The sequence below is a fragment of the Mycobacterium paraffinicum genome, from assembly GCF_001907675.1.
Taxonomy (GTDB): Bacteria; Actinomycetota; Actinomycetes; order Mycobacteriales; family Mycobacteriaceae; genus Mycobacterium; species Mycobacterium paraffinicum_A.
The window spans coordinates 40,730-63,739 of record NZ_MPNT01000023.1; the positions used below are offsets into that span (position 1 = coordinate 40,730).

Consider the following 23,010-nt stretch of genomic DNA (forward strand, 5'->3'; position numbering starts at 1 on the left):
CGTCAAAACCTGCTGCCGCGGATTCTCGCAATCAGTGTGCGTAACGGAAACGCTTGCGCCCTATAGGATATCGCTGATCCGACCGAGTTCACCGGCGCTATGCCGAGGGCGGTGGGGCCGCCAATGCGATAGCGGCCAACGGCGGGACGGTCGTTCCGCGGCAATGGATTCAATGTCGGGCCGGCTCGGTGGTGTGGGTGACCGGATCCAGCAGTAGGCGAGAGGATTCCTCGACCAGCGCGGTCACGCTGTCGATCACGGGCTTGCCCACCATCTCGGCGTCGACGACGCCGTAGAGCTCGTTGCAGTCCAGTAGGAGCGCGTCGACGTCGTCGCCGAACTTCGGGATGACGCGCAGGAATTCTCCCGGGACGGGGATCGGAATCCGGGACCGCCGCAGCGACTCGATGAACCGGTCGACGATCTCCTGATCGCGTCCGGCCGGCGAGACGACGGTGATGCCCGCCTCGGCCAGGCCGCGCTGGTAGGCCGCCGACGACACCATGATGCTCGACGCGAGCAGGCCGACCCGGCGAAAGTTGAGCCGGCGCAGCGTCCGAGCCGTCGCCTCGACCATCCCGATGCATGCCGGGCCGCCCGTCGCACGGTCGATCGTGGTGGCGTTACACGCGACGGCGATCACGTCCGCGCCGCTTCCGGCCAGCGATCGAGACGTCCGGGTGATGAGGTTCCGCACCCCCTCCTGGCGGCCGGGCCGGGACGAGCCGGTCGAGGCCGGTTCGCCGAGCCGCCGCTGCACCGTGATGGTGTGCACCACCACGTCCGGACTGGAGCCGCCCGTCAGCGCCCGATGCCGCTCGCACAGCATCGCGTAGAACCGGGCGGTGGTGCGCGGGCCCAGCCCGTCCACGACACCCAGTCGCCGTTGCCGCGCGGGGCCGATCACTTGGTCCATGTCGATCTCCGAGTCGGTCGCGTCCCTTTTCGGGCACACAACGACTATCCCCCGCGACCCGGATGATGTCTTTCCGCCGTTCGGCTCACGCGGCGGGGGATTTGCCGCTCCCCGTATCGGACGATTTGCGTGTCCGGCGAATGGAGGATGCTATCCGCCGACTTCTTCGGCCCACGGCACACGGCAGGCGTCGCCGGAACTGAAGCCCTGCTCGGTGATGCCCAGCGCGGTGTTCATCCGCGCGCGCATGTTCTCCACGCCGATCTGATAGGTCAACTCGATGACGCCGGCGTCGCCGAACCGGGCGCGCAGGTCGGCGACCTGTTCGTCGGTGACGGTGTGCGGATCGGTGGTCATCGCGTCGGCGTACCGGATCGCGGCGCGCTCGTCGTCGGTGAAAAGCGGTGAACTGGCGTAACTGTCGATCTCTTTGAGCCGGTCGATGTCCAGGCCGTCGAGGCGCTGCAGCATGGACCCGAAGTCGACGCACCACGAGCAGCCGATGCTGCGCGCGGTCCACAACACCGCCAGCTCACGCACGCTGACCGGCAGCGCCTTGGACGCCCGGTCGATCATCGTCTCGTGCACGGCGCCGGCGATCATCAGCTTGCGATGGTGGGCGGCCACGGTGAACGGTTCGGGGACCTGGCCGTAGCGCCGCTTGGCGATCCGGTACAGCGCGCGGGTCAGCAGGCCGGCGCGCCGGGGGGACAGGGGCTCGATGCGGGTTCTCTGTGTCATACCCCTGAAGACGGGACGGGCCGCGAAAGTGTGACGGCCGCTCGCCCGGCGGCGCGCAATCTGCCTCGTGAGCAGCGGGGGAGCCGTAGCATGCGGCTAGCCTTTTCGAATCGAGGAACGGTGTGATTGCGAGTCGACGATGACCGCGGTGTCTAGCCCTCGGGCCGACCAGTACGACTGGCTCTCCGGCTACCTTGCTTCGCGGGGCATCGGCGGCGCTACTCGGGCGACGATGGCGCTCATTTCGGCATCGCTGGTGTTGTGCCTCGTCGCCTTGCTGGCCAGCTCGGACGGCCCCCGCGGATCGGTGCCGGTGGCGATGATGTGGGTTGCCCTCGCCGGTGGAGTGGCGGGCGTGCTGTTGTGGACCTGGCGCTGGCCGACACGCAGGCAGTCGATCGTGTTCGCCCTGACGTGCAACACCGCCGTCGCGTTGGCGTGCCTGGCGCATCCGAACCCCCTGGCCGCGCTGATCGGCTGCATCGCATTCGCGACCTTCGGGGCTTACATGGCGTTCTTTCACACCACCGGGTTCGTGCTGTACAACTTCGCCGTGGCCGCCGCGGTGGGGTCTTGGGAGGCCATGTCGCTCGCGAGATCCGGGCATCCCAGCCTCGCCGGGGTCGATCTGTGGCTGGTCATCGAAGTCAACATCGCGCTGCCGCTGGCGATTCGGATCTTGATGCGCGCCTTGACGGGAGATCTGCTGCAGGCCGACCGGGATCCGTTGACCGGCCTGCTGAACAGGCGCACATTCCAGCACGAGGCGTTGGGGATGCTCTTGTCCCGACGGGGCATCGACTCGCACCTGGTGGTCATGCTGATCGACCTCGACAATTTCAAGGCGATCAACGACCGGCTCGGTCACGCCGCGGGGGACCGCGCGCTGGTTCAGGTCGCCCAAGCCCTGTTGGCCGCCTCCGACGACTCGGTGGTGGCGCGCAGCGGCGGTGAGGAGTTCCTGTTGGCCGGCACGTCGAAGACGTGCAACGCCGAGTCGTTGGCGGCGAGGATGTGTGACGTCATCGCGGCGTCGGCCGCGGGAGTGACAGCCAGCATCGGCACGGCCTGCGCCGACCTCGACGACACCGCGGCCGAACCGCAATCGGTCCTGGCGGAGTTGGTCACCGCCGCCGACGCGGCCATGTACCAGGCCAAACGGTTGGGCGGCAACCAGAGCAGTCACCACGAGCTGTGTGAGCCACCCAGATGATCAGCGCGTGAACATCAACGCGCGCTTGACCTCCTGGATGGCCTTGGTGATCTGGATGCCGCGCGGGCAGCATTCCGTGCAGTTGAAGGTGGTGCGGCAGCGCCACACGCCGTCCACCTCGTTGAGAATGTCGAGGCGCTCGGCGGCGGCCTCGTCGCGGCTGTCGAAGATGAAGCGGTGCGCGTTGACGATCGCCGCCGGGCCGTAGTAGCTGCCCTCGTGCCAGAACACCGGGCAGCTGGTGGTGCAGGCCGCGCACAGGATGCACTTGGTGGTGTCGTCGTAGCGGGCGCGGTCGGTGGGGCTCTGAATGCGTTCCCGCGTAGGGGGATTCCCGCTGGTGACCAGGTAGGGCTTGACTGCGCGGTAGGCGTCGAAGAACGGCTCCATGTTGACCACCAGGTCTTTTTCCACCGGCAGCCCCCGGATCGGTTCGACCGTGATGGTGAGTTGCTTGCCCGTTTTCTCGGGCAACAGGTCGCGCATCAGCACCTTGCAGGCCAGCCGGTTGACGCCGTTGATGCGCATGGCGTCCGAACCGCACACGCCGTGGGCGCAGGAGCGCCGGAAGGTCAGCGTCCCGTCCAGATAGCTCTTGATGTAGATCAACAGGTTCAGCAGGCGGTCGCTGGGCAGGCAGGGCACCCGAAAGCTTTGCCAGCCACCGGTTTCCGCGAAGGCGTCGGGGTTGTCGGGGTTGAACCGGGCGATCTTGAGGGTCACCAGCACCGCGCCCTCGGGGACGGGCGGCAAGGGCGGCTCGGGTCCCCGGTCGGCCTCGACTTCGACGGTGTCGGACATCAGTACTTCCGTTCCTTCGGTTCGTAACGGGTCTGCACGACGGGCTTGAAGTCCAGCGCGATGTCGCTCAGCAGATCGGTGCCCTGCTTGTACGCCATGGTATGGCGCATGTAGTTGACGTCGTCGCGGTTCGGGTAGTCCTCCCGGGCGTGCCCGCCGCGGGATTCCTTGCGGTTCAGGGCGCCGACCACGGTGACCTCGGCCAGCTCCAGCAGGAAACCCAGCTCGATGGCCTCCAGCAGGTCGCTGTTGAAGCGCTTCCCCTTGTCGTGCACCGTGATTCGCGAATAGCGCTCCTTGAGCGCGTGGATGTCGGTCAGCGCCTGCTTGAGCGTCTCCTCGGTGCGGAACACGGCGGCGTTGTTGTCCATCGACTGCTGCAGCGCGCCGCGGATGTCGGCCACCCGCTCGTTGCCGTGCTCGCTCAAGATGTCGCCGACCCAGCCGACCACCATCGCCTCCGGGTTGGGCGGCATGTCGACGAAGTCGTGCCCGTCGGCGTAATCCGCGGCGGCGATCCCGGCGCGACGGCCGAACACGTTGATGTCCAATAGCGAATTGGTGCCCAACCGGTTGGCGCCGTGCACCGACACGCACGCGCACTCGCCGGCCGCGTACAGGCCCGGCACCGTGGATGTGTTGTCCCGCAACACCTGTCCGGTGACCGTGGTGGGAATGCCCCCCATCACGTAGTGACATGTCGGGTAGACGGGGACCAGCTCGTGCACCGGGTCGACGCCGAGGTAGGTGCGGGCGAATTCGGTGATGTCGGGCAGCTTGGTCTCGAGCACGTCCTCGCCGAGGTGGCGCACATCGATGTAGACGTAGTCCTTGTGCGGGCCCGCGCCGCGGCCCTCCAGCACCTCCAAAACCATTGAGCGCGCGACGATGTCGCGGGGCGCAAGGTCGACGATGGTCGGCGCGTAGCGCTCCATGAAACGCTCGCCCTCACCGTTGAGCAGCCGCCCGCCCTCGCCGCGCACGGCCTCGGAGATCAGGATGCCCAGCCCGGCCAGGCCGGTGGGGTGGAACTGGTGAAACTCCATGTCCTCCAACGGGAGTCCCTTGCGGAACACGATGCCGATGCCGTCGCCGGTCAGCGTGTGCGCGTTGGAGGTGGTCTTGTACATCCGGCCCGAGCCGCCGGTCGCCAGCACCACGGCCTTGGCGTGGAAGACGTGGATCTCGCCGGTGGCCAGCTCGTAGGCCACCACGCCGGTGGCCACCGGGCCGCTCGGCGTCTGCGTCAAAACCAGGTCCAGCGCATAGAACTCGTTGAAGAACTGCACGTCGTGCTTGACGCAGTTCTGGTAGAGGGTCTGCAGGATCATGTGGCCGGTGCGGTCGGCGGCGTAGCACGCCCGGCGGACCGGGGCCTTGCCGTGTTCGCGGGTGTGCCCGCCGAAGCGGCGCTGGTCGATGCGGCCCTCGGGGGTGCGGTTGAACGGCATCCCCATCTTTTCCAGGTCGAGCACCGCGTCGATGGCTTCCTTGCACATGATCTCCACCGCGTCCTGGTCGGCGAGGTAGTCGCCGCCCTTGACCGTGTCGAAGGTGTGCCACTCCCAGTTGTCGTCCTCGACGTTGGCCAGCGCCGCGCACATGCCGCCCTGGGCGGCGCCGGTGTGGCTGCGGGTGGGGTAGAGCTTGGTGAGCACGGCGGTCCGGACCCGCGGGCCGGCCTCCACCGCGGCGCGCATGCCGGCACCGCCGGCGCCGACGATGACCACGTCGTAGCGGTGCTGCTGGATCACGTCAGCCTCCGATATTCGGGTCGAATGTCACCAGCACGTAGGTGCCGAGGACCAACGTGAACCCCATCGACAGCAGCAGCAGGCTGTTCAGCCAGAACCGGGTGCGGTCCGAGCGGCTGTAGTCGTCGATGATGGTGCGCAGGCCGTTGCCGCCGTGCAGCTGCGCCAGCCACAGCAGCGCCAGATCCCAGAACTGCCAGAACGGCGAGGCCCAGCGCTGCGCGACGTAGTTGAAGTCGATGCGGTACACGCCGTTGTCCCACATCAGCATGATGAACAGGTGCCCGACGGCCAGGACGATCAGCGCGATGCCGGAGAACCGCATGAACAGCCAGGCGAATTTCTCGAAGTTGGGGATGCCGGCGCGGCGCCGCGGCGAGCGCGGGTTGTCCAGGCTGGCCGGCCGGTCGTGGCTGCGCTGGCGCACGGGGGCCACCTGGCCGCGGCCGAGCTGCAGGTCGGGGGAGCTCATCGGAGGTGCTCGGTGATGTGAATGGCGGTCACCACGCCGGCCGGAACCATGAGCAGCAGGAAGACGATGCCCACGATCCAGAACATCACCTTCTGGTAGCGGGGGCCCTCCGACCAGAAGTCGATCAGGATGACGCGGATCCCGTTCAACCCGTGGAAGAGGACGGCGGCCACCAGGCCGTACTCCATCAGGCCGACGACGGGGGTCTGGTAGTCGTGGATCACCGCGTTGTAGGTCTGCGGGCTCACCCGCAGCATCGCGGCGTCCAGCACGTGGACGAACAGGAAGAAGAAGATCGTCGCGCCGCTGATGCGGTGCAGCACCCACGACCACATACCCGGGTCGCCCCGATACAGGGTGCGGGGTGGTCGCCGCCTGCGCGAGGGCGCAGGTTGTGCCGCCGGATCCGCGGTTGTCGCCTGTGTGGTCACCCGATCCTCACCGCCTTCTGACATCGACGCAGTTCAGCCTAACCCGGCGCGGGGACGGCTCGCGCCGAGCAGTCCGCCTGGCGAACCCGCCCGTCGGGGTTAGGGTGGCAGTCTCACGTGGCAAGAGCTGAGCGGGGTCGGGAATGCCTGATGTCGATTGGAAAGCGCTGCGCCGCATGGCAATCGGTGCCGCGGCGGGGGCCTACGCGCCCTATTCGCGGTTCCCGGTGGGGGCGGCCGCTCTGGTGGACGACGGGCGCGTGGTCACCGGCTGCAATGTGGAGAACGTCTCATATGGTCTTGGTCTCTGCGCCGAATGCGGTGTGGTGTGCGCCCTGCACGCGACCGGGGGCGGCCGGCTGATCGCGGTGGCCTGCGTGGACGGGCGGGGTGCCCCGCTGATGCCGTGCGGGCGGTGCCGCCAGCTGCTCCTCGAGCACGGCGGCACCGAGTTGCTGATCGATCACCCGGCGGGGCCCCGCCGCCTCGGCGAGCTGCTGCCCGACGCCTTCGGCGCCGACCTGCCATGGGAACCCCGTTGATCGACCGCGCATTGGACGCGCCGACGGTGATCCGGACCAAGCGCGACGGCGGCCGGCTGTCCGATGCCGCCATCGAGTGGGTCGTCGACGCCTACACCAACGGCCGGGTGGCCGAGGAGCAGATGTCGGCGCTGCTGATGGCCATCTTCCTGCGCGGCATGGACCCCGGCGAGACCGCCAGCTGGACCGCGGCCATGCTGGCCTCCGGCCCGCGGCTGGACTTCCGCGACCTGCCGTTGCCGACCGTGGACAAGCACTCCACCGGCGGCGTCGGGGACAAGATCACCCTGCCCCTGGTGGCCGTCGTCGCCGCCTGCGGGGCGGCGGTGCCCCAGGCGTCGGGGCGCGGGCTCGGGCATACCGGCGGCACGCTGGACAAGCTCGAGTCGATCGTCGGGTTCACCCCCGCGCTGTCCAGCCGGCACGTGCGCCAGCAACTTCTCGACGTCGGCGCGGCCATCTTCGCCGCCGGCGAGCTGGCGCCGGCCGACGCCAAGCTGTACGCGCTGCGCGACGTCACCGCCACCGTCGAGTCGCTGCCGCTGATCGCCAGCTCGGTGATGAGCAAGAAGCTGGCCGAGGGGACCGGCGCCCTGGTGCTCGACGTGAAGGTGGGCTCAGGCGCGCTGCTGCCCTCTTTGGACCGGTGCCGAGAGCTGGCCCACACCATGGTCGGGCTGGGGGCGGCGCACGGCGTGCCCACCCGCGCGCTGCTGACCGACATGAACGCCCCGCTGGGCGCGACCGTCGGCAACGCCCTCGAGGTCGCCGAGGCGTTGGACGTGCTGGCCGGCGGCGGTCCGCCCGACGTGGTGGAGCTGACGGTGCGGCTCGCCCGCGAGATGCTCGCGCTGGCCGGGATCGACGGCCGCGACCCCGCCGAGACGCTGCGCGACGGCACCGCGATGGACCGATTCCGCAGGCTCGTCGCGGCTCAGGGCGGGGATTTGTCGGTTCCGTTGCCGATCGGTGCGCATTCCGACACCGTGACCGCGGGCCGGGGCGGCACAATGGGCGATATCGACGCGATGGCAGTGGGGCAGGCGGCTTGGCGGCTCGGTGCGGGCAGATCCCGTCCGGGCGAACGGGTGCAGGCCGGCGCCGGCATCCGGATCCACCGCCGCCCCGGCGACCCGGTGGCTCCCGGCGCGCCGCTGTTCACCCTCTACACCGACACCCCGGAGCGCCTCGGCGCCGCGCTGGCCGAACTGGATGGCGGCTATCACGTCGGCGACGCGGCGCCGGATCCGCGGCCGCTGATCATCGACCGGATCGTGACGTGACGACACCGCTGGGCCTAGAGCAGATCAAGAGGGCGCCCAAGGCGCTGCTGCACGACCACCTCGACGGCGGCCTGCGCCCGGCGACCGTGGTCGAAATCGCCGGCCAGACCGGCTATGACGGGCTGCCCACCACCGACGTCGACGAGCTGGCCACCTGGTTTCGCACCCGATCGCACAGCGGTTCGCTGGAGCGCTACCTGGAGCCGTTCTCGCACACCGTGGCGGTCATGCAAACGGCCGACGCGCTGCACCGCGTCGCCTACGAGTGCGTACAAGACCTGGCCGCCGATTCGGTGGTCTACGCCGAGATCCGGTTCGCCCCGGAGCTGCACATCGACCGGGGCCTGTCGTTCGACGAGATCGTGGACGCCGTGCTGTCCGGTTTCGCCGACGGCGAGCAGGCCTGCGCCGCCGCGGGCCGGCCGATCGTGGTGCGGCTGCTGGTCACCGCCATGCGGCACGCCGCGGTGTCCCGGGAGATCGCCGAGCTGGCAATCCGGTTCCGCGACAAGGGTGTTGTGGGATTCGACATCGCCGGCGCCGAGGCCGGCAATCCGCCGACGCGGCACCTGGACGCCTTCGAGTACATGCGAGACCACAACGCGCGCTTCACCATTCACGCAGGCGAGGCGTTCGGGCTGCCGTCGATCCACGAGGCGATCGCGTTCTGCGCCGCCGACCGGCTGGGCCACGGGGTGCGCATCGTCGACGACATCGAGGTCCTCGAAGACGGCCAGGTCCGGCTGGGCCAGCAGGCATCTATCCTGCGGGACAAGCGGATTCCGCTGGAGTTGTGCCCGAGTTCCAATGTGCAGACCGGCGCCGTGAAAAGCATCGCGGACCACCCGTTCGACTTGTTGGCCCGCACCCGGTTCCGGGTGACGGTCAACACCGACAACCGCCTGATGAGCGATACCACGATGAGCCTCGAAATGTGGCGCCTGGTCGAGGCGTTCGGCTACGGCTGGAGCGATCTCGAGCGGTTCACCATCAACGCGATGAAGTCGGCGTTCCTCCCGTTCGACGAGCGGCTGGCGATCATCGACGACGTGATCAAGCCGCGCTATGCGGTGCTGATCGCAGGCTGACGCCGCCCGCCCGAATCCGGGTGAGCGGCGCAGCTTTTCGGCCGACGGGTTAACGGGGCAGCCGGGTCCCGGTGCGGCGACCGGTCAGCGATTCGTAGATGGCGATGAAAACGATGGCGGCGCCCACTCCGATGAAGAACGGAACCCAGGCCACCCCGCCGTTGGCGTTGTGGTATCCGAATTGGCTGGCGGCCCATGAGCCGACCAGGCCGCCGACGGCCCCGAGCACGACCGTCATGATCATGCCGACGTTCTGCCGTCCCGGCATCACGAGGCGGGCGACCAAACCGATGATCGCGCCCACGATGAGGGCGAGGATTATGGATGTGATCACTTCGAGCTCCTGTCGTAGCGGCACCCGGGGTGGGCGCCATCTTTGACGGGACTTCCCCGAATCAGCCGACTTCTAACACAATTCGCCGGGGCTCAAATCAAATCGGAAGCGAGCCCGATGGCGCGCACCGTGCTGGCCAGATGCGTCTGCACGGCGCGCGACGCCCGCGGGCCGTCGCCGTCGCGCAGCGCCTCGGCGATCTCGCGGTGCTCGTCGAGGATGGTCGTCACCCGGTGCGGATCGCGCAGCGCCGATTCGCCGATCATCCGCATCTGCCGGTCCCGCAGGGAGGCATGGAAACCCGCCAGAATGGCGTTTCCCGACTCGGCCAGCGTGATGGCGTGGAACGCCCGGTCGGCGTCGAGGAAATCGGGCCAATCGGAGCGGTCGGCCGCCGCGCGCTGGCGCCGAAGCTCGCCCGACAGCCGCTCGAAAATCGCGGCGCACGAGGCGGGCCCGCGCCCCACCGCCTTGGCCGCCGCGAACTGCTCCAAGACCAGCCGCGCCTCCATCACCGAGCGGACCTCGTCCGGAGACACGGGGACGACCAGGGCGCCCCGCTGCGGGTAGAGGCGCAGCAGCCCCTCCGCCTCCAGCCGCAGGAAGGCCTCGCGTACCGGCGTGCGTGACATTCCCAGCGCCGTGGCGACGTCGCCCTCGCTGATCAGCTCCCCGCCGGGGAACGCACCGGTGAGCACCTGCGTCTTGACGTAGTCGAGCGCGCGGTCCTTGGCCGTGGCCGGTCGCGGGTCGATCGTTGCCATCGAGCCTTCCGTAGCTAAGTCGTATCCCAGCAGTGTGGTGACGGTACACCACCGCCCACCTTGACATGTCAACAACTGAGATACAAGATAGATACGAGAGAAACATGAGATGTGCCGACGAACCCCCGAGCAGGTCGAAGGAGCCGTGAAATGCCCGTCACCGAACAAGCCGTGACCCCGAACCTGGATCCGACGATCCCCGCGCCGATGATCAACGTGGCCGAATACGGCTTCGAAGGTCGCTTCCAGGACTGGGCCTCCGACGCCGAGTACTTCGAGTACTCCAAGGCCGCCAACCCGATCGGCTCGGGCCACGTCCCGCAGGTCCCGGTTACCCGGTTCGACCCGGATGTCTACACCGACAAGCCGACCGGCGTGATCCCGCTGGACCTTTCCAAGGACCTGGGCATCGAGGCCGGCGCCGCGACCAGCCCCGCGCTGCTCGCCAACTTCGTGCGCATCCGCCCGGGCGAGCAGGTCGACACCAGCCCCAACGCCACCTCGCAGCTGTACTACGTGCTGTACGGGCGGGGCTTCGCCGCGGTCAACGGCCACCTGGTGCAGTGGGAAAAGGGGGATTTCCTGACCCTGCCCGCCGGCACCCACTCGGTGTTCTACGCGGCCACCGACACGACCATGTACTGGGTGCACGACGAGCCGCTGATGCGCTACCTGGGCGCCGACGCCACCCGGCCGCGATTCCGCGCCACCAAGTTCCGCCGCTCGGACGCCGTCGCCAAGCTGGAGGAGATCGCGTCGCGCCCGGGCGCCAACGAGAAGAGCCGCGTCAGCGTGCTGCTGGCCAACGCCAACCAGGAGCAGACGCTGACCATCACCCACGTGCTGTGGGCCATGTTCGGCGTGCTGCCGCCGAACCAGGTGCAGCGCCCGCACCGGCACCAGTCGGTGGCCCTGGATCTGATCCTCGACGCGCCGGCCAGCGGCTGCTACACGCTGCTGGGCACCCGCCTGGACGAGCACGGTGACATCGTCGACCCCACCCGGGTGGACTGGCGGGCCGGCTGCGCCTTCACCACCCCGCCGGGCATGTGGCACGCCCACTACAACGAGACCGACCAGCCCGCGCACCTGATCCCGATCCAGGACGCCGGGCTGCAGACCCACCTGCGCAGCCTCGACATCAAGTTCACGCAGCGCCGCGACCTCGTCGCCGGCTGACCCGGCGGAGGAGTGCACGGGGCCCACCGGGCGCATAGTGTGGCTGCACATGAAGCTGCCCCTGCTGGGCCCCGTGTCGGTCACCGGGTTCCAGAACGCGTGGTTCTTCCTGTTCCTGCTGGCCGTTCTGCTGGTCCTGGGCATCTACGTCGTGCTGCAGTTCGCCCGCCGCCGGCGGGTGCTGCGGTTCGCCAACATGGAGGTGCTGGAGCGGGTCGCGCCGGCGCACCCCAGCCGCTGGCGGCACGTGCCGACGATCCTGCTGGCCACGGCGCTGGTGCTGCTGACCACCGCGATGGCCGGGCCGACGTCCGACGTCCGGATCCCGCTCAACCGCGCGGTCGTGATGCTGGTCATCGACGTGTCGGAGTCCATGGCGTCCACCGACGTGCCCCCCGACCGGCTGACCGCGGCGAAGGTGGCCGGCAAGCAGTTCGCGGACGAGCTGACGCCGGCCATCAACCTGGGGCTGGTGGAGTTCGCGGCCAACGCGTCGCTGCTGGTCTCCCCGACCACCAACCGTGCGGCCGTGAAGGCCGCGATCGACAGCCTTAAGCCGGCGCCCAAGACCGCGACGGGCGAGGGCCTGTTCACCGCCCTGCAGGCGATCGCGACGGTGGGCTCGGTGATGGGGGGCGGCGACGGCCCGCCCCCGGCGCGCATCGTGCTGGAGTCCGACGGCGCGGAGAACGTGCCGCTGGACGCCAACGCCCCGCAGGGGGCGTTCACCGCCGCCCGGGCCGCCAAGGCCGCCGGTGTGCAGATCTCGACGATCTCCTTCGGGACGCCGTACGGCACCGTCGAGTACGAGGGCGCCACCATCCCCGTTCCCGTCGACGACCAGACGCTGCAGAAGATCTGCGAGATCACCGACGGCCAGGCGTTCCACGCCGACAGCCTGGAGTCGCTGAAGAACGTCTACTCCACCCTGCAGCGCCAGATCGGCTACGAAACCGTCAAGGGCGACGCCAGCCTGGCCTGGATGCTGCTGGGCGCCCTCGCGTTGGCCGGGGCGATCCTGGCCGGCCTGTTCCTCAACCGCCGGCTGCCCTCCTGACCGATCAGACCGGCAGCCGCCGGTTGATCAGCAGCGCCAGCGCCGTCGCGATCAGGGCGGTGATCACGCCCAGGCGCAGCCACCCGGCGCTGCCCGGCCCCGGCACGGTGCGATAGCCGATGTCCTTCTCGATGGCGTTGTAGCTCTTGTTGAGCTCGGCGATGTTGCTGGCGGTGTAGGACTGCCCGCCGGACAGCTTGGCGATGGTCTTCATCTGGTCGGTCGAGACGGGGACGGCGACGCGCTGGCCGTCCATCTCGATCTCGCCGGTCTTGGTGCCGAACGAGATCGTCGAGATGGGCACCCCCTCGTCCCGGGCCAGCCGCGCCGCCGTGAAGGCCCCGTCGTGCGGGTCGCTCGGATTGGACGGCTTGTTCTCCCCGCCGTCGGACAGCAGCACGATGCGCGCCGGGGGCGGGGTGTCGCCGCCGGTGATGGCCAGGGCGCTCACCGCGTGCAGGGCGGTGAAGATGGCCTCGCCCGTCGCGGTGCTGTCGGCGAAGTCGAGCTTCTTGAGCGCATCGATCGTCGCCTGGTGCTGCGGGGTCGGCGACACCAGCAGGTACGGCGTGCCCGCGAAGCCGACCAGGCCCAGGTTGATGCCGGGCGTCAGCTGGCTGGCGAACTGGCTGGCCGCCTCCTCGGCGGCCTTGAGCCGGTTCGGTGGGACGTCGGTGGCCCGCATCGAATTCGACATGTCGATGACCAGCACGACGACGGCCCGGTTGCGCGGGATGCGCATGTCGTGGGTGGGGGTGGCCAGCGCGATGGTCAGCAGGATCAGGCTGAGCAGCGCCACCGCGATCGGGATGTGCCGCCTCGGCGACTGCGCCACGGGCGCCTCGGTGAACCGGTGCAGCCGGCGCCGGCGGCGAGCCTGGACACCGATGTAGACCGCCAACAGGGCCAGCGGGAGCAAACCGAACAACAGCATGCCCGGGCGCTGAAAGCCGTACAGGGGCAACGGGCCTATCCCGGGAAGCGACACCCGCCAGTAAAGAGGAGACTTCCGGGCCCGTCAAACGCGGGCTACTCCCTGCGCAGCCGCCCGTCCACGAATTGCTCCAGGTTCTCCCACTCCCGCACCGCCGCCGCGTACGGGGCCGACGGCTTGCCGACCGAACCCGGCTCGAGCACGTAGGCCACCAGTTTGCCCAGCGGGCGTCCGGTTTCGAGCGCCTTGTCGACCGTGCCTTCCTCCGAGTAGTCGCCGATGTCGCGGAGCAGCTCGACGGCCAGGTCCAGCTGGTCGTGGTCCACGGCGTCCGGGCCGTCGGCGATGTCGTCGGCCAGCCCGCTGAGCACGTAGATGTTGTCCTCGGTGACCTTGACCTCCAGCGAGCCGTCGGTGGCGGCGGTGCGGATGTCGTCGTAGGTGCTCAGGTCGGCCAGGTCGTGGTCGTGCTCGTCGGCGAGGTAGCGGGCCAGCGCCCGCTCGGAGGTGAACACGCTGATGCGCCCGTTGCGGCCCAGGAAGATCGGGCGGTCGTCCAGGTAGCACCGCAGGGTGTAGAAGGTGCCCGAACTCGTCATGATCCGAATCGGGTCGATGCCCACCTGCAGCCAGAAATCCTCGTCGCTGCCCAGGATCACGGTGTCGCCGGCCGCGCGCGGCTCCTCGTCGGCCTCTTCGTCGGCCTCCTCGTCGTCGGCAGCCTCCGCCGCCACGTCGGTCTCGTCGCCGGCTTCCTCGTCCGCCTCGTCGGTGGCCTCGGTGTCCGCCGTATCTTCTTCCTCGGGCTCCTCGGCCAGCTCGTCGGCGGCCCTGGCCGACAGCTTCTCGTCCACCTCGGGCGTGGTGACGATGCCCTCGATCGCGCTCAGCACGTCGTCCCAGCCGCGGCCGATGATCTCGCCGATCGCGTTCCAGCGTTTGAGGCCGGCCTTGCCGGCGAAGTGGTCGATCCCGCCCGACACGGTGCCCAACGTGGGGTTGCCGTTGAAGAACTTCGACACCGCCGGGAGCTCGCACACCGACCCGATGGACGAGACCAGCGACAGCGTGCGGGCCAACCCGGTCACCGACTCCTCGGTCGGCTTCTCCGACACCAGCTCCTCGACCGCGACCAGATCGAACTGCTTGTCGGTGGCCGGCGCGAACTTGTGCGCGTGCGCCGACGTCAGGTCTTTCCACGCCGGGTGGTCGACCAGGTCGTTGTCGGTGTCGGAGCGCACGAACGCGACCAGGTCGGCGACGGTCTCGAAGACGTACAGGTCCTCGTCCTTGCCCAGGAACGCCTCCCACTCGTCGCCGGCGTCGCGCCAGCGGGGCGCCCACACGGTGTAGCGGTCACCGTCGGACAGGCTCAGGCGGATGGGCACGAGGTCAGCAGCCATGCGGCACACAATAGCGACGGGGGCCGCCGGGCCTGGCCCCGGACTAGCCCCAGATATCGGCGATCGGCTGGGCGGTGGCCGCGTAACCGGTCTTCGGCAGCCCGTACATCTGCTCGATCGTGGACAGCAGGTTGTAGTGGTTGATCCGCTCGGGGTAGTTGCCGGGGACCACGTGCGCGCCGTAGAAGACGGTCGGGATCTGGTTGCGGCTGGAATTGTCGTCCTCGTCCCACGTCACGATCAGCAGGCTGTTGTTGGCCACCGCCCAGTTGGCGTAGCCCGACAGCTGGCGGTTGAGCCAGGTGTCGGCCTGCGCGATCGACCCGTCGTGCATGTTGTCGTCGTTGTTGGGGATGACGAACGACACGGTGGGCAGGCCGGCGTAGTTGCCCATCGGGAACGCGGAGAACGGCAGGGAGTTCGCCGCCGGCACGTTGGTGAAGTTGGCCCAGGGCACATGCTTGCGCGCGTACTTGCCGGCGGTGCAGGCCGGTGAGCCGACCGCGGGCAGGCCTTCGGCGAAACCGGCGAAGGTGTAGCCCGCGGCGAGCAGTTCGGATCCCAGGTTGGGGGCGTCGCCGGCGTTGACCGGGCACCGGTCGCTGGTCACGCCGAAGGTGCTGCCGGCGAACATCGCCAGGTAATTCGGCTCGCTGGGGTGGGTTTCGCCGAACGACTGCACCATGTTGGCGCCGCTCGCGGCCAGGGCGGTGATGAAGGGCGCCGACTTGTTGCCGATGATGCTGGGTTCGGATCGGTTCTCCTCCACCACGATCACGATGTGCGCGGGTTGCGGGATCGCCGCGGCCGCAAGGCTTATGCGGGCGGTCAACGGGCCGGCCGCCAGCGCGACCAGCGCCACCGCGCCGAGCAGGCGCAGGGCCCGAAATGCCCTGCCCGTCAACCCCGTTGAACCCCAGATTCCGCCCGGCACCCCGGGAGCATAGGAGGGCGGGCCGCGCCGAGGGCGTCGACGCGGGCGGTTTCGGCGGGGCGTTAACGAAAAGCGGCCGGATTGTTATATAGGGTCGAACACCGTGGAGGTGCGCGTTGTCGATCACCCGCTGGCGGTCGCCCGGCTGACGACGATGCGTGACGAACGCACCACCGACGACGGTTTCCGGGCGGCGCTGCGCGACGTGACCGCGATGCTGATCTACGAGGCCACCCGCGACGCGCCCCGCGAGACATTCCCGATCCGCACGCCGGTGGGCGACACGTTGGGGGTGCGGCTGGCCCAGCCGCCGCTGCTGGTGCCGGTGCTGCGGGCCGGACTGGGCATGGTCGATCAGGCGCTCGCGCTGTTGCCGCAGGCCCGGGTCGGATTCGTCGGCGTGGCCCGCAACGAGGAAACCCACCGGCCCGCAGGGTATTTCGAGTCGCTGCCCGACGAACTGGCCGGCCGGCCGGTGCTGGTGCTCGACCCGATGCTGGCCACCGGCGGGTCGCTGAAGTACACCGTCGGCCTGCTGCTCGACCGCGGCGCCACCGACATCACGGTGTTGTGCGCGGTGGCCGCCCCCGAAGGCGTTGCCGCGCTTGGGGAAACGGTGCCCGCCGCGCGCCTGTTCACCGTGGCGATCGACGACGGGCTCAACGAGAACGCCTACATCGTCCCGGGCCTCGGCGATGCCGGGGATCGCCAGTACGGGCCCCGCTAGCCCCTATAAGCCGCGCGCCGCGGCCACCAGCTCGTCGCGCAACGCGCCGCCCCGCCGCCGCGCCTCGTCCAGGTCGCCGGCCACCGCGCAACGAACCTCGATGTAGCACTTCAACTTCGGCTCGGTCCCCGACGGGCGTACGACCAGCCGGACCGACGTGGCGTCGTCGCCGCCGGTGAGGATCAGCGCGTCGGTGATGTCGGTGACCGTGGTGCCGAAACCGGCCAGCGTCGCCAGTGGCGCCGCCCGCAGCCGGCGCATCAACTCGCCCGCTTCGGCGGTGTCGGCGACGCGACGGGACACCGCGGCGACGTCGTGCACCCCGTACCGCCGGGCGAGTTCGTCGAGCGCGTCAACCACCGACCGGCCCCGGTCCTTCAGCGCGGCCACCAGGTCGCAGACCAGCACCGCCGCGCTGATGCCGTCCTTGTCCCGCACGGCGTCCGGGTCGACGCAGTGCCCGATCGCCTCCTCGTAGGCGTAGACCAGCGTGCCGCCGGGCACGCCGGCGTCGGCGCGCGCCAGCCACTTGAAGCCGGTGCGGGTTTCGACGTGCGTGGCCCCGTAGCGATGCGCGATGGCCGCCAGCATCCGCGACGACACCACGGTGCTGGCCACCACGGCCGTTCGGGGCTCGGTGCTGCGCGACAAGATGTAATCGCCGAGCAGCCAACCTGTTTCGTCGCCGGACAGCATCCGCCAGCCCGACGCGGTGGGGATGGCGACGGCGCAGCGGTCGGCGTCGGGATCCAGCGCTATCGCGACGTCGGCCGTGACGTCGGCGGCCAGGGCGAGCAGCGCGTCGGTGGCGCCGGGCTCCTCGGGGTTGGGGAAGGCGACGGTGGGGAAGTCGGGGTCGGGCGCGAACTGGGCGCCGACCGTGTGCACCCGCTCGAAGCCGGCGCGCTGTAAGGCTTCCACGGCCACGGCGCCGCCCACGCCGTGCAGCGGGGTCAGCGCCACCCGCACCGATCCGGTGCCGCGCCGCACCGCGGCGGCGCGCGCGATATAGCGCTCGACCACATCGGTGACGGCGGGGTGCACCGGGACGCGGGCGATTTCGTCGGCCGGGGGAGCGGCGGCCATCGCGGCCTCGATCTCGCGGTCGCTGGGGGAGACGATCTGGATGCCGCCGTCGGCATAGACCTTGTAGCCGTTGTCGGCCGGCGGGTTGTGCGACGCCGTGATCTGGATGCCGGCCGCGGCGCCGGTGTGGCGCACCGCGAACGCGACCACCGGCGTCGGCACCGGGCCGGGCAGCAACCGCACGGAAAACCCTTGGGCCGCGAGCACTTCGGCGGCGACAGTGGCGAAGACGGCGGAGCCGTGCCGGGAGTCGCGCCCGACGATCACCTCCGAGCCGGCCAGGCCCCGCCCGCCCAGCACCCGCGCCACCGCCCACGTGGCGCGCGACACCACGGCGACGTTCATGGCGTCCGGGCCGCCGCGCACCGGACCGCGCAGCCCCGCGGTGCCGAACCTGAGCGGTCGTGCGAAGCGGGCCGCCAGTTCGTCGGGCCCGCAGGCGGCGAGCTCGGCGGCCGTCGCCGGGTCGGGATCGTGGGCGATCCACTCCGCCGCGGCGATCGTGAGCCCGGCGCCGGGTCGCCGGTCCTCGGGCGTCATCTAGAACCGGGCCACGACGTCGGCCAGCAGCGCGCCCATCCGGCTCGCCGACGCGGCGCCGGCGGCGAGCACTTCGGCGTGGCTCAGCGGCTCGCCGCTGATCCCGGCCGCCAGGTTGGTTACCAACGACACCCCCAGCACCTCGGCGCCGGCCGCCCGGGCGGCGATGGTCTCGTGCACGGTCGACATGCCGACCAGGTCGGCGCCCAGCGCCCGCAGCATCCGCACCTCGGCGGGGGTCTCGTAGTGCGGCCCCGGCAGTCCGGCGTAGACCCCCTCGGCCAGCCCGGGGTCGCCCTGGCGCGCCAGCTCCCGCAGCCGTGGGGCGTAGGCGTCGGTCAGATCCACGAACTGCGGGCCGACCAACGGCGAGCGGGCGGTCAGGTTGAGGTGATCGCTGATCAGCACCGGCTGGCCGACCGCCAGGTCCGGCCGCAGCCCGCCCGCCGCGTTGGTGAGCACGACGATGCGCGCCCCCGCCGCGCAGGCCGCCCGCACCGGATGGACCACGTGGCGCAGGTCGTGGCCCTCGTAGGCGTGCACCCGGCCGACCAGGACCAGCACCCGGCGCTCGCCGATGCGCGTCGACATCAGCTCGCCGGTGTGCCCGACGGCGGTCGGCGGTGCGAAGCCGGGCACGTCGGCCTGGGGCAGCACGGCGGTCGGGGAGCCGAGGGCGGCGGCCGCGGGGCGCCATCCCGATCCGAGCACGACGGCCACGTCGTGCTCGGTCACGCCGGTGCGCTCCGCGATGACCTGCGCCGCCAGTCGCGCCAGTTCGCCGGGGTCGGGCGCGGGGTCGCTCACAGTCGGGGAGCTTAGCGCCGCGACGGCCCGCGCCGGCATATGTGAAAATCTGCCGCATGAAACTTCGTAGGTGGCAGGTGGTCGGCTCGGCCGTCGCCGTTGCGGTGTCACTGTTTTCGATCGCGGGCGGCCCGCTGCCGGCGGCCCGGGCCGACGGATGCCCCGACGTCCAACTCATCTTCGCCCGCGGCACCGCCGAGCCGCCCGGCCTGGGGGTCGCCGGCGATGCGCTGCTCGACGCCCTGCGGCCGGCCCTCGGCTCGCGCAGCGTCGACGCCTACCCGGTGAACTACCCGGCCAGCTACAACTTCCTGCAGACCGCCGACGGCGCCAACGACGCACGCGACCACATCGCGCAGATGGTCGACCAGTGCCCGGGGACGCGGCTGGTGCTCGGCGGCTTCTCGCAGGGCGCCGCCGCGGTGTCGATGCTGGCCGGGGTGCCGCCGCTGGGCGAGCGCATCGGCAACTTCGGCTCGGCCCCCGCGCTGGACCCCGGCCTGGCCAGCAAGGTGGCCGCGGTCGCCGTGTTCGGCAATCCCGGCAACCGCTTCAACACGCCGCTGTCGACGACGGGGCTGTTCGCCGGCCGCGCCATCGACATCTGCAGCCCAGGTGACCCGGTATGCGTGGTCGGCGGCCGCGACCGGGACGCGCACCACGATTACGGGGTGGCGCCGTACCCCGCGCAGGCGGCGGGATTCATCGCCGGACTCGTGTAGCCGGGCCCAAAGGTCTCGGTGGGATACTGCGAGGATGCCCACCGCATTGGACCACCCCTCAGACAGGGTCGAGGATGTCGTCCGGCGACGTGGCGCCGACCTGGTTGAGCTGTCCCACGCCATCCACGCGGAGCCCGAACTGGCGTTCGCCGAGCATCGCAGCTGCGCCAAGACCCAGGCGCTGGTCGCCGAGCGCGGTTTCGAGATCACCGCGCGGGCCGGCGGGCTGGACACCGCCTTTCGCGCCGACTTCGGCAGCGGGCCGCTGACCATCGGGGTGTGCGCCGAGTACGACGCGCTGCCCGAGATCGGCCACGCCTGCGGCCACAACATCATCGCCGCCTCGGCGGTCGGCGCCGCGCTGGCGCTGGCCGAAGTCGCCGACGACCTGGGCCTGCGCGTGGCGCTGATCGGCACCCCCGCCGAGGAGGCGGGCGGCGGCAAGGCGCTGCTGCTGCGGGCCGGGGTGTTCGACGACGTGGCGGCCGCGGTCATGCTGCACCCGGGGCCCGCCGACATCGCCGCGGCACGCTCACTGGCGCTGTCGGAGGCGATCGTGTGCTACCGCGGCAAGGAATCCCATGCCGCCGTCGCGCCGCATCAGGGGATCAACGCCGCCGACGCCGTGACCGTCGCGCAGGTGGCCGTCGGGCTGTTGCGCCAGCAACTGGCCCCGGGTCAAATGGTGCACGGGATCGTCACCGACGGCGGGCAGGCGGTCAACGTCATCCCCGGACACGCGACGCTGCAGTATGCGATGCGGGCGGTCGAGTCGGACTCGCTGAGACAGCTGGAGGGCAGGATGTACGCGTGCTTCGCCGCGGGCGCGTTGGCCACCGGCTGCGAGTACGAAATCGACAATCCGGCACCGGCGTACGACGAACTGGATCCCGACGAATGGCTGGCCGACGTCTTCCGCGAGGAGATGCGCCGGCTCGGGCGCGAGCCGGTGGCCCGCGAGTTCGAGGCGGCGCTGCCCATGGGCAGCACGGACATGGGCAACGTGACCCAGGTGCTGCCCGGGATCCATCCGGTGGTCGGCGTCGACGCGGGCGGCGCGATGGTCCACCAGCGCGCGTTCACCACCGCCGCGGCGAGCCCCAGCGGCGACCGCGCCGTCGTCGAGGGCGCAATCATGTTGGCCCGCACGGTCGTTCAGCTGGCCCAGACACCCGCCCAACGCGATCGGGTGATGGCCGCGCAAGATCGGCGGGCGCACGCATGAGCCTGGCCGACGCCGCCACGTCCTGGCTGGCCGCACACCACGCCGACCTGGTCGAGTGGCGCCGGCACATCCACCGCTACCCCGAGCTGGGCCGCCAGGAGTACGCCACCACCCAGTTCGTCGCCGAGCGGCTGGCCGACGCGGGGCTCAACCCCAAGGTGCTCCCCGGCGGCACCGGACTGGTCTGCGACCTGGGTCCCGAGCACGAGCCGAGGATCGCGCTGCGGGCCGACATGGACGCGCTGCCCATGGCCGAGCGGACCGGCGCGCCGTACACCTCGACCATGCCCAACGTCGCGCACGCCTGCGGGCACGACGCCCACACCGCCATCCTGCTGGGCACCGCGCTGACCCTGGCGTCGGTGCCGGAGCTGCCCGTCGGGGTGCGGCTGATCTTCCAGGCCGCCGAGGAGCTGATGCCCGGCGGCGCGATCGACGCCATCGCCGCCGGCGCCATCACCGGGGTGTCGCGCATCTTCGCCCTGCACTGCGACCCGCGGCTCGAGGTCGGCAAGGTCGCGGTCCGGCACGGCCCGATCACCTCGGCGGCCGACCAGATCGAGATCACGCTGCACTCGCCGGGCGGGCACACGTCGCGCCCCCACCTGACCGCCGACCTGGTCTACGGGCTGGGCACGCTGATCACCGGGCTGCCGGGTGTGCTGTCCCGCCGCATCGACCCGCGCAACGCGACCGTGCTGGTGTGGGGCGCGGTCAACGCCGGAGTGGCCGCCAACGCCATCCCGCAGTCCGGGGTGCTGGGCGGCACCGTGCGCACCGCGAGCCGGCAGACCTGGGTGGGCCTGGAGGACATCATCCGTGAGACGGTCGCGGCGCTGCTGGCGCCGCTGGAAATCGAACACACGCTGCAATACCGGCGCGGCGTGCCGCCGGTGGTCAACGAGGACGTCTCCACCCGCATCCTCACCCACGCGATCGAGGCCATCGGCCCCGACGCGCTGGCCGATACCCGCCAGTCCGGCGGCGGCGAGGACTTCTCCTGGTACCTCGAGGAGATCCCGGGCGCGATGGCGCGCCTGGGCGTCTGGCCGGGCCAGGGGCCGCAGCTGGACCTGCACCAGCCGACGTTCGACCTCGACGAGCGGGCCCTGGCGATCGGGCTGCGGGTGATGGTCAACATCGTCGAGCAGTCGGCCGCGTTCGCGCTGTCCTAGCTGGTGGCCCGCACGACGTGCTCGGCGATGCGGGCGTAGCTGCGGCGCGTGACGTCGGCCGCGTCGCTCATGATGTTGTAGCCGTGGTCGACGCCGGCCACCTCGTAGTACTCCGCCAAGGCCCCGACGGCGTCGAGCTTCTCGGCGTAGCGGCGGGCCTCGTCACGAAGCCGATCGTGCTCGGCCGTCACGACCAGCGCGGGCGCGATGCCGGCGATGCCGTCGGCGTTTGCGCCCCAGGCGGGCGAGGCCAGCCGGTCGCGGCGCTGCGCGGTGTCGGGCACATAGGCGGTGTCGAAGACCTCGCCCATCCACGGCTTCAGGACGGCGCGGCCGCCCAGGCTGGAACTCTTGTCGCGGGCGGCCGTCACCAGGTCGAGCGGCGCGTAGTGCAGCACCTGCAACGCGATGCGGGGGCCGCCGTTCTCCAGCGCCAGCCGCGCCGCCGCGGCGCTGAGGTTGCCGCCCGCGCTCTGGCCCCCCACGCACAGCCGCCCACCGTCCCAGTCTCGATCGGCGGCGGCCGCCCAGCACACGACGTCGTAGACCTGGTGTGGCGCAGCGGGGAAGCGGTGCCGAGGCGCCAGCACGTAGTCGGGGTTGATCACCACCACGCCGGCGTTGGCGGCCAGGTACCGGCACCAGGGATCGTCCTGTTCGGGGTGCCCGACCACGAAGCCCCCGCCGTGCACGTTGACGTAGACCGCCGGATTCGTCGCGCCGGCCGGCGGGTGGTAAACGGTTGCCGGCACGGGACCGTGCCGGGCGGGGATGGTGATTTCGTCGGTCGGGACCCGGAATTCGGGGAAGCGCACGGCGGCCTTGGGCGCCGGGTTGACCGTGGCGGCGAACGTGCGGGCCAGTGCGTCGGCGACGACAGGT

Annotated in this window: 24 protein-coding genes; 10 read left to right on the forward strand and 14 right to left on the reverse strand. The window is 70.5% G+C overall.

Going from position 1 to position 23,010, the window contains the following annotated elements; translation table 11 throughout:
* Positions 1-169: 169 nt before the first annotated feature.
* Positions 170-916: an aspartate/glutamate racemase family protein gene (locus BRW65_RS21505; RefSeq protein WP_073878073.1), complete on the reverse strand. Its 747-nt coding sequence runs from the start codon at positions 914-916 to the stop codon at positions 170-172.
* A 150-nt stretch (positions 917-1,066) separates the two neighbouring features.
* Positions 1,067-1,657, reverse strand: a complete 591-nt coding sequence (locus tag BRW65_RS21510) for a carboxymuconolactone decarboxylase family protein (protein WP_073878075.1) — start codon at positions 1,655-1,657, stop codon at positions 1,067-1,069.
* Positions 1,658-1,805: 148 nt separating this feature from the next.
* On the opposite strand from BRW65_RS21510, the gene BRW65_RS21515 reads away from it, so the two are divergent.
* Positions 1,806-2,870: a GGDEF domain-containing protein gene (locus BRW65_RS21515; protein WP_244168159.1), complete on the forward strand. Its 1,065-nt coding sequence runs from the start codon at positions 1,806-1,808 to the stop codon at positions 2,868-2,870.
* On the opposite strand, the gene BRW65_RS21520 is transcribed toward BRW65_RS21515, so the two are convergent.
* Genes BRW65_RS21520 through sdhC form a run of 4 tightly spaced genes read right to left on the reverse strand, consistent with a single transcriptional unit; the run spans position 2,871 to position 6,232 of the window.
* The gene (locus BRW65_RS21520) at positions 2,871-3,671 is read right to left on the reverse strand and encodes a succinate dehydrogenase iron-sulfur subunit (protein WP_073878079.1); all 801 of its coding nucleotides are present in this window, start codon (positions 3,669-3,671) and stop codon (positions 2,871-2,873) included. It abuts the gene before it with no gap.
* Positions 3,671-5,425 carry a succinate dehydrogenase flavoprotein subunit gene (gene sdhA / locus BRW65_RS21525; RefSeq protein ID WP_073878081.1) on the reverse strand — a complete coding sequence of 585 codons (1,755 nt, stop codon included), beginning with the start codon at positions 5,423-5,425 and terminating at the stop codon, positions 3,671-3,673. Before sdhA ends, BRW65_RS21520 begins: the two co-directional genes overlap by 1 nt.
* A gap of 1 nt (position 5,426) precedes the next feature.
* Positions 5,427-5,897 carry a succinate dehydrogenase hydrophobic membrane anchor subunit gene (locus tag BRW65_RS21530; RefSeq protein WP_073878083.1) on the reverse strand — a complete coding sequence of 157 codons (471 nt, stop codon included), beginning with the start codon at positions 5,895-5,897 and terminating at the stop codon, positions 5,427-5,429.
* Positions 5,894-6,232 (reverse strand): succinate dehydrogenase, cytochrome b556 subunit, encoded by a 339-nt coding sequence (sdhC, locus tag BRW65_RS21535; RefSeq protein ID WP_244168162.1) that lies wholly within the window; start codon positions 6,230-6,232, stop codon positions 5,894-5,896. The genes BRW65_RS21530 and sdhC overlap by 4 nt, the downstream gene beginning before the upstream one ends.
* Before the next feature lie 239 nt (positions 6,233-6,471).
* Between sdhC and BRW65_RS21540 the strand changes: the two genes are divergently transcribed.
* From BRW65_RS21540 to BRW65_RS21550, 3 genes are read left to right on the forward strand one after another with little or no spacing between them, the layout of a single operon-like run.
* Positions 6,472-6,870 carry a cytidine deaminase gene (locus BRW65_RS21540; RefSeq protein WP_073878086.1) on the forward strand — a complete coding sequence of 133 codons (399 nt, stop codon included), beginning with the start codon at positions 6,472-6,474 and terminating at the stop codon, positions 6,868-6,870.
* Complete coding sequence (locus BRW65_RS21545; RefSeq protein WP_139273207.1) at positions 6,867-8,153, forward strand: thymidine phosphorylase; 1,287 nt, start codon at positions 6,867-6,869, stop codon at positions 8,151-8,153. The genes BRW65_RS21540 and BRW65_RS21545 overlap by 4 nt, the downstream gene beginning before the upstream one ends.
* Positions 8,150-9,241: an adenosine deaminase gene (locus BRW65_RS21550; protein ID WP_073878088.1), complete on the forward strand. Its 1,092-nt coding sequence runs from the start codon at positions 8,150-8,152 to the stop codon at positions 9,239-9,241. The genes BRW65_RS21545 and BRW65_RS21550 overlap by 4 nt, the downstream gene beginning before the upstream one ends.
* Positions 9,242-9,290: 49 nt before the next feature.
* Here BRW65_RS21550 and BRW65_RS21555 read toward each other — a convergent pair whose 3' ends face one another.
* Together BRW65_RS21555 and BRW65_RS21560 are read right to left on the reverse strand one after the other, a co-directional pair.
* Positions 9,291-9,575, reverse strand: coding sequence for a GlsB/YeaQ/YmgE family stress response membrane protein (locus tag BRW65_RS21555; RefSeq protein ID WP_073878152.1), 285 nt, complete (start codon positions 9,573-9,575; stop codon positions 9,291-9,293).
* Positions 9,576-9,667: 92 nt separating this feature from the next.
* A complete protein-coding gene (locus BRW65_RS21560; protein ID WP_073878089.1) occupies positions 9,668-10,339 on the reverse strand; it encodes a GntR family transcriptional regulator in 672 nt (223 codons plus the stop codon).
* A 150-nt stretch (positions 10,340-10,489) separates the two neighbouring features.
* Here BRW65_RS21560 and BRW65_RS21565 point away from each other — a divergent pair, with 150 nt between their 5' ends.
* Both BRW65_RS21565 and BRW65_RS21570 read left to right on the forward strand, forming a co-directional pair.
* Positions 10,490-11,518 carry a cupin gene (locus tag BRW65_RS21565; RefSeq protein WP_073878090.1) on the forward strand — a complete coding sequence of 343 codons (1,029 nt, stop codon included), beginning with the start codon at positions 10,490-10,492 and terminating at the stop codon, positions 11,516-11,518.
* Positions 11,519-11,567: 49 nt separating this feature from the next.
* Positions 11,568-12,575, forward strand: a complete 1,008-nt coding sequence (locus BRW65_RS21570) for a VWA domain-containing protein (RefSeq protein ID WP_073878091.1) — start codon at positions 11,568-11,570, stop codon at positions 12,573-12,575.
* A 4-nt stretch (positions 12,576-12,579) separates the two neighbouring features.
* Here BRW65_RS21570 and BRW65_RS21575 read toward each other — a convergent pair whose 3' ends face one another.
* The 3 genes from BRW65_RS21575 to BRW65_RS21585 are packed head-to-tail and all read right to left on the reverse strand — an operon-like array spanning position 12,580 to position 15,774.
* A complete protein-coding gene (locus BRW65_RS21575; RefSeq protein WP_073878093.1) occupies positions 12,580-13,563 on the reverse strand; it encodes a VWA domain-containing protein in 984 nt (327 codons plus the stop codon).
* 41 nt (positions 13,564-13,604) lie between these two features.
* On the reverse strand, positions 13,605-14,912 hold the full coding sequence (gene satS / locus BRW65_RS21580; RefSeq protein WP_073878095.1) for a protein export chaperone SatS: 1,308 nt from the start codon (positions 14,910-14,912) through the stop codon (positions 13,605-13,607).
* 43 nt (positions 14,913-14,955) lie between these two features.
* Entirely contained in the window at positions 14,956-15,774 is an 819-nt protein-coding gene (locus BRW65_RS21585; RefSeq protein ID WP_073878154.1) for an alkaline phosphatase family protein, read from the reverse strand.
* A gap of 175 nt (positions 15,775-15,949) precedes the next feature.
* Between BRW65_RS21585 and upp the strand changes: the two genes are divergently transcribed.
* Positions 15,950-16,573, forward strand: a complete 624-nt coding sequence (gene upp, locus BRW65_RS21590) for a uracil phosphoribosyltransferase (RefSeq protein WP_073878097.1) — start codon at positions 15,950-15,952, stop codon at positions 16,571-16,573.
* Between the two features lie 3 nt (positions 16,574-16,576).
* Here the strand turns inward: upp and BRW65_RS21595 are convergent, their stop codons facing one another.
* Together BRW65_RS21595 and BRW65_RS21600 are read right to left on the reverse strand one after the other, a co-directional pair.
* On the reverse strand, positions 16,577-18,199 hold the full coding sequence (locus BRW65_RS21595; protein ID WP_073878100.1) for a phospho-sugar mutase: 1,623 nt from the start codon (positions 18,197-18,199) through the stop codon (positions 16,577-16,579).
* Positions 18,200-19,006: a purine-nucleoside phosphorylase gene (locus tag BRW65_RS21600; protein ID WP_073878102.1), complete on the reverse strand. Its 807-nt coding sequence runs from the start codon at positions 19,004-19,006 to the stop codon at positions 18,200-18,202.
* A 56-nt stretch (positions 19,007-19,062) separates the two neighbouring features.
* Here BRW65_RS21600 and BRW65_RS21605 point away from each other — a divergent pair, with 56 nt between their 5' ends.
* Genes BRW65_RS21605 through BRW65_RS21615 form a run of 3 tightly spaced genes read left to right on the forward strand, consistent with a single transcriptional unit; the run spans position 19,063 to position 22,128 of the window.
* Positions 19,063-19,728 (forward strand): cutinase family protein, encoded by a 666-nt coding sequence (locus BRW65_RS21605; protein WP_084187897.1) that lies wholly within the window; start codon positions 19,063-19,065, stop codon positions 19,726-19,728.
* A gap of 34 nt (positions 19,729-19,762) precedes the next feature.
* Entirely contained in the window at positions 19,763-20,953 is a 1,191-nt protein-coding gene (locus BRW65_RS21610) for a M20 family metallopeptidase (RefSeq protein ID WP_073878106.1), read from the forward strand.
* On the forward strand, positions 20,950-22,128 hold the full coding sequence (locus BRW65_RS21615; RefSeq protein WP_073878108.1) for an amidohydrolase: 1,179 nt from the start codon (positions 20,950-20,952) through the stop codon (positions 22,126-22,128). Before BRW65_RS21610 ends, BRW65_RS21615 begins: the two co-directional genes overlap by 4 nt.
* Here the strand turns inward: BRW65_RS21615 and BRW65_RS21620 are convergent.
* Positions 22,125-22,943, reverse strand: a complete 819-nt coding sequence (locus BRW65_RS21620) for an alpha/beta hydrolase (RefSeq protein ID WP_073878156.1) — start codon at positions 22,941-22,943, stop codon at positions 22,125-22,127. The two genes, BRW65_RS21615 and BRW65_RS21620, sit on opposite strands and share 4 nt — an antisense overlap.
* Between the last annotated feature and the right edge of the window lie 67 nt (positions 22,944-23,010).

Excerpts from the sequence above, each read along its gene's own strand:
- BRW65_RS21505 (WP_073878073.1), bottom strand. The coding sequence starts at position 916 with ATGGACCAAGTGATCGGCCCCGCGCGGCAACGGCGACTGGGTGTCGTG.
- BRW65_RS21510 (WP_073878075.1), bottom strand. The coding sequence starts at position 1,657 with ATGACACAGAGAACCCGCATCGAGCCCCTGTCCCCCCGGCGCGCCGGC.
- BRW65_RS21520 (WP_073878079.1), bottom strand. The coding sequence starts at position 3,671 with ATGTCCGACACCGTCGAAGTCGAGGCCGACCGGGGACCCGAGCCGCCC.
- BRW65_RS21530 (WP_073878083.1), bottom strand. The coding sequence starts at position 5,897 with ATGAGCTCCCCCGACCTGCAGCTCGGCCGCGGCCAGGTGGCCCCCGTG.
- sdhC (WP_244168162.1), bottom strand. The coding sequence starts at position 6,232 with ATGTGGTCGTGGGTGCTGCACCGCATCAGCGGCGCGACGATCTTCTTC.
- BRW65_RS21540 (WP_073878086.1), top strand. The coding sequence starts at position 6,472 with ATGCCTGATGTCGATTGGAAAGCGCTGCGCCGCATGGCAATCGGTGCC.
- BRW65_RS21560 (WP_073878089.1), bottom strand. The coding sequence starts at position 10,339 with ATGGCAACGATCGACCCGCGACCGGCCACGGCCAAGGACCGCGCGCTC.
- BRW65_RS21565 (WP_073878090.1), top strand. The coding sequence starts at position 10,490 with ATGCCCGTCACCGAACAAGCCGTGACCCCGAACCTGGATCCGACGATC.
- BRW65_RS21570 (WP_073878091.1), top strand. The coding sequence starts at position 11,568 with ATGAAGCTGCCCCTGCTGGGCCCCGTGTCGGTCACCGGGTTCCAGAAC.
- satS (WP_073878095.1), bottom strand. The coding sequence starts at position 14,912 with ATGGCTGCTGACCTCGTGCCCATCCGCCTGAGCCTGTCCGACGGTGAC.
- BRW65_RS21595 (WP_073878100.1), bottom strand. The coding sequence starts at position 18,199 with ATGACGCCCGAGGACCGGCGACCCGGCGCCGGGCTCACGATCGCCGCG.
- BRW65_RS21605 (WP_084187897.1), top strand. The coding sequence starts at position 19,063 with ATGAAACTTCGTAGGTGGCAGGTGGTCGGCTCGGCCGTCGCCGTTGCG.
- BRW65_RS21610 (WP_073878106.1), top strand. The coding sequence starts at position 19,763 with ATGCCCACCGCATTGGACCACCCCTCAGACAGGGTCGAGGATGTCGTC.
- BRW65_RS21615 (WP_073878108.1), top strand. The coding sequence starts at position 20,950 with ATGAGCCTGGCCGACGCCGCCACGTCCTGGCTGGCCGCACACCACGCC.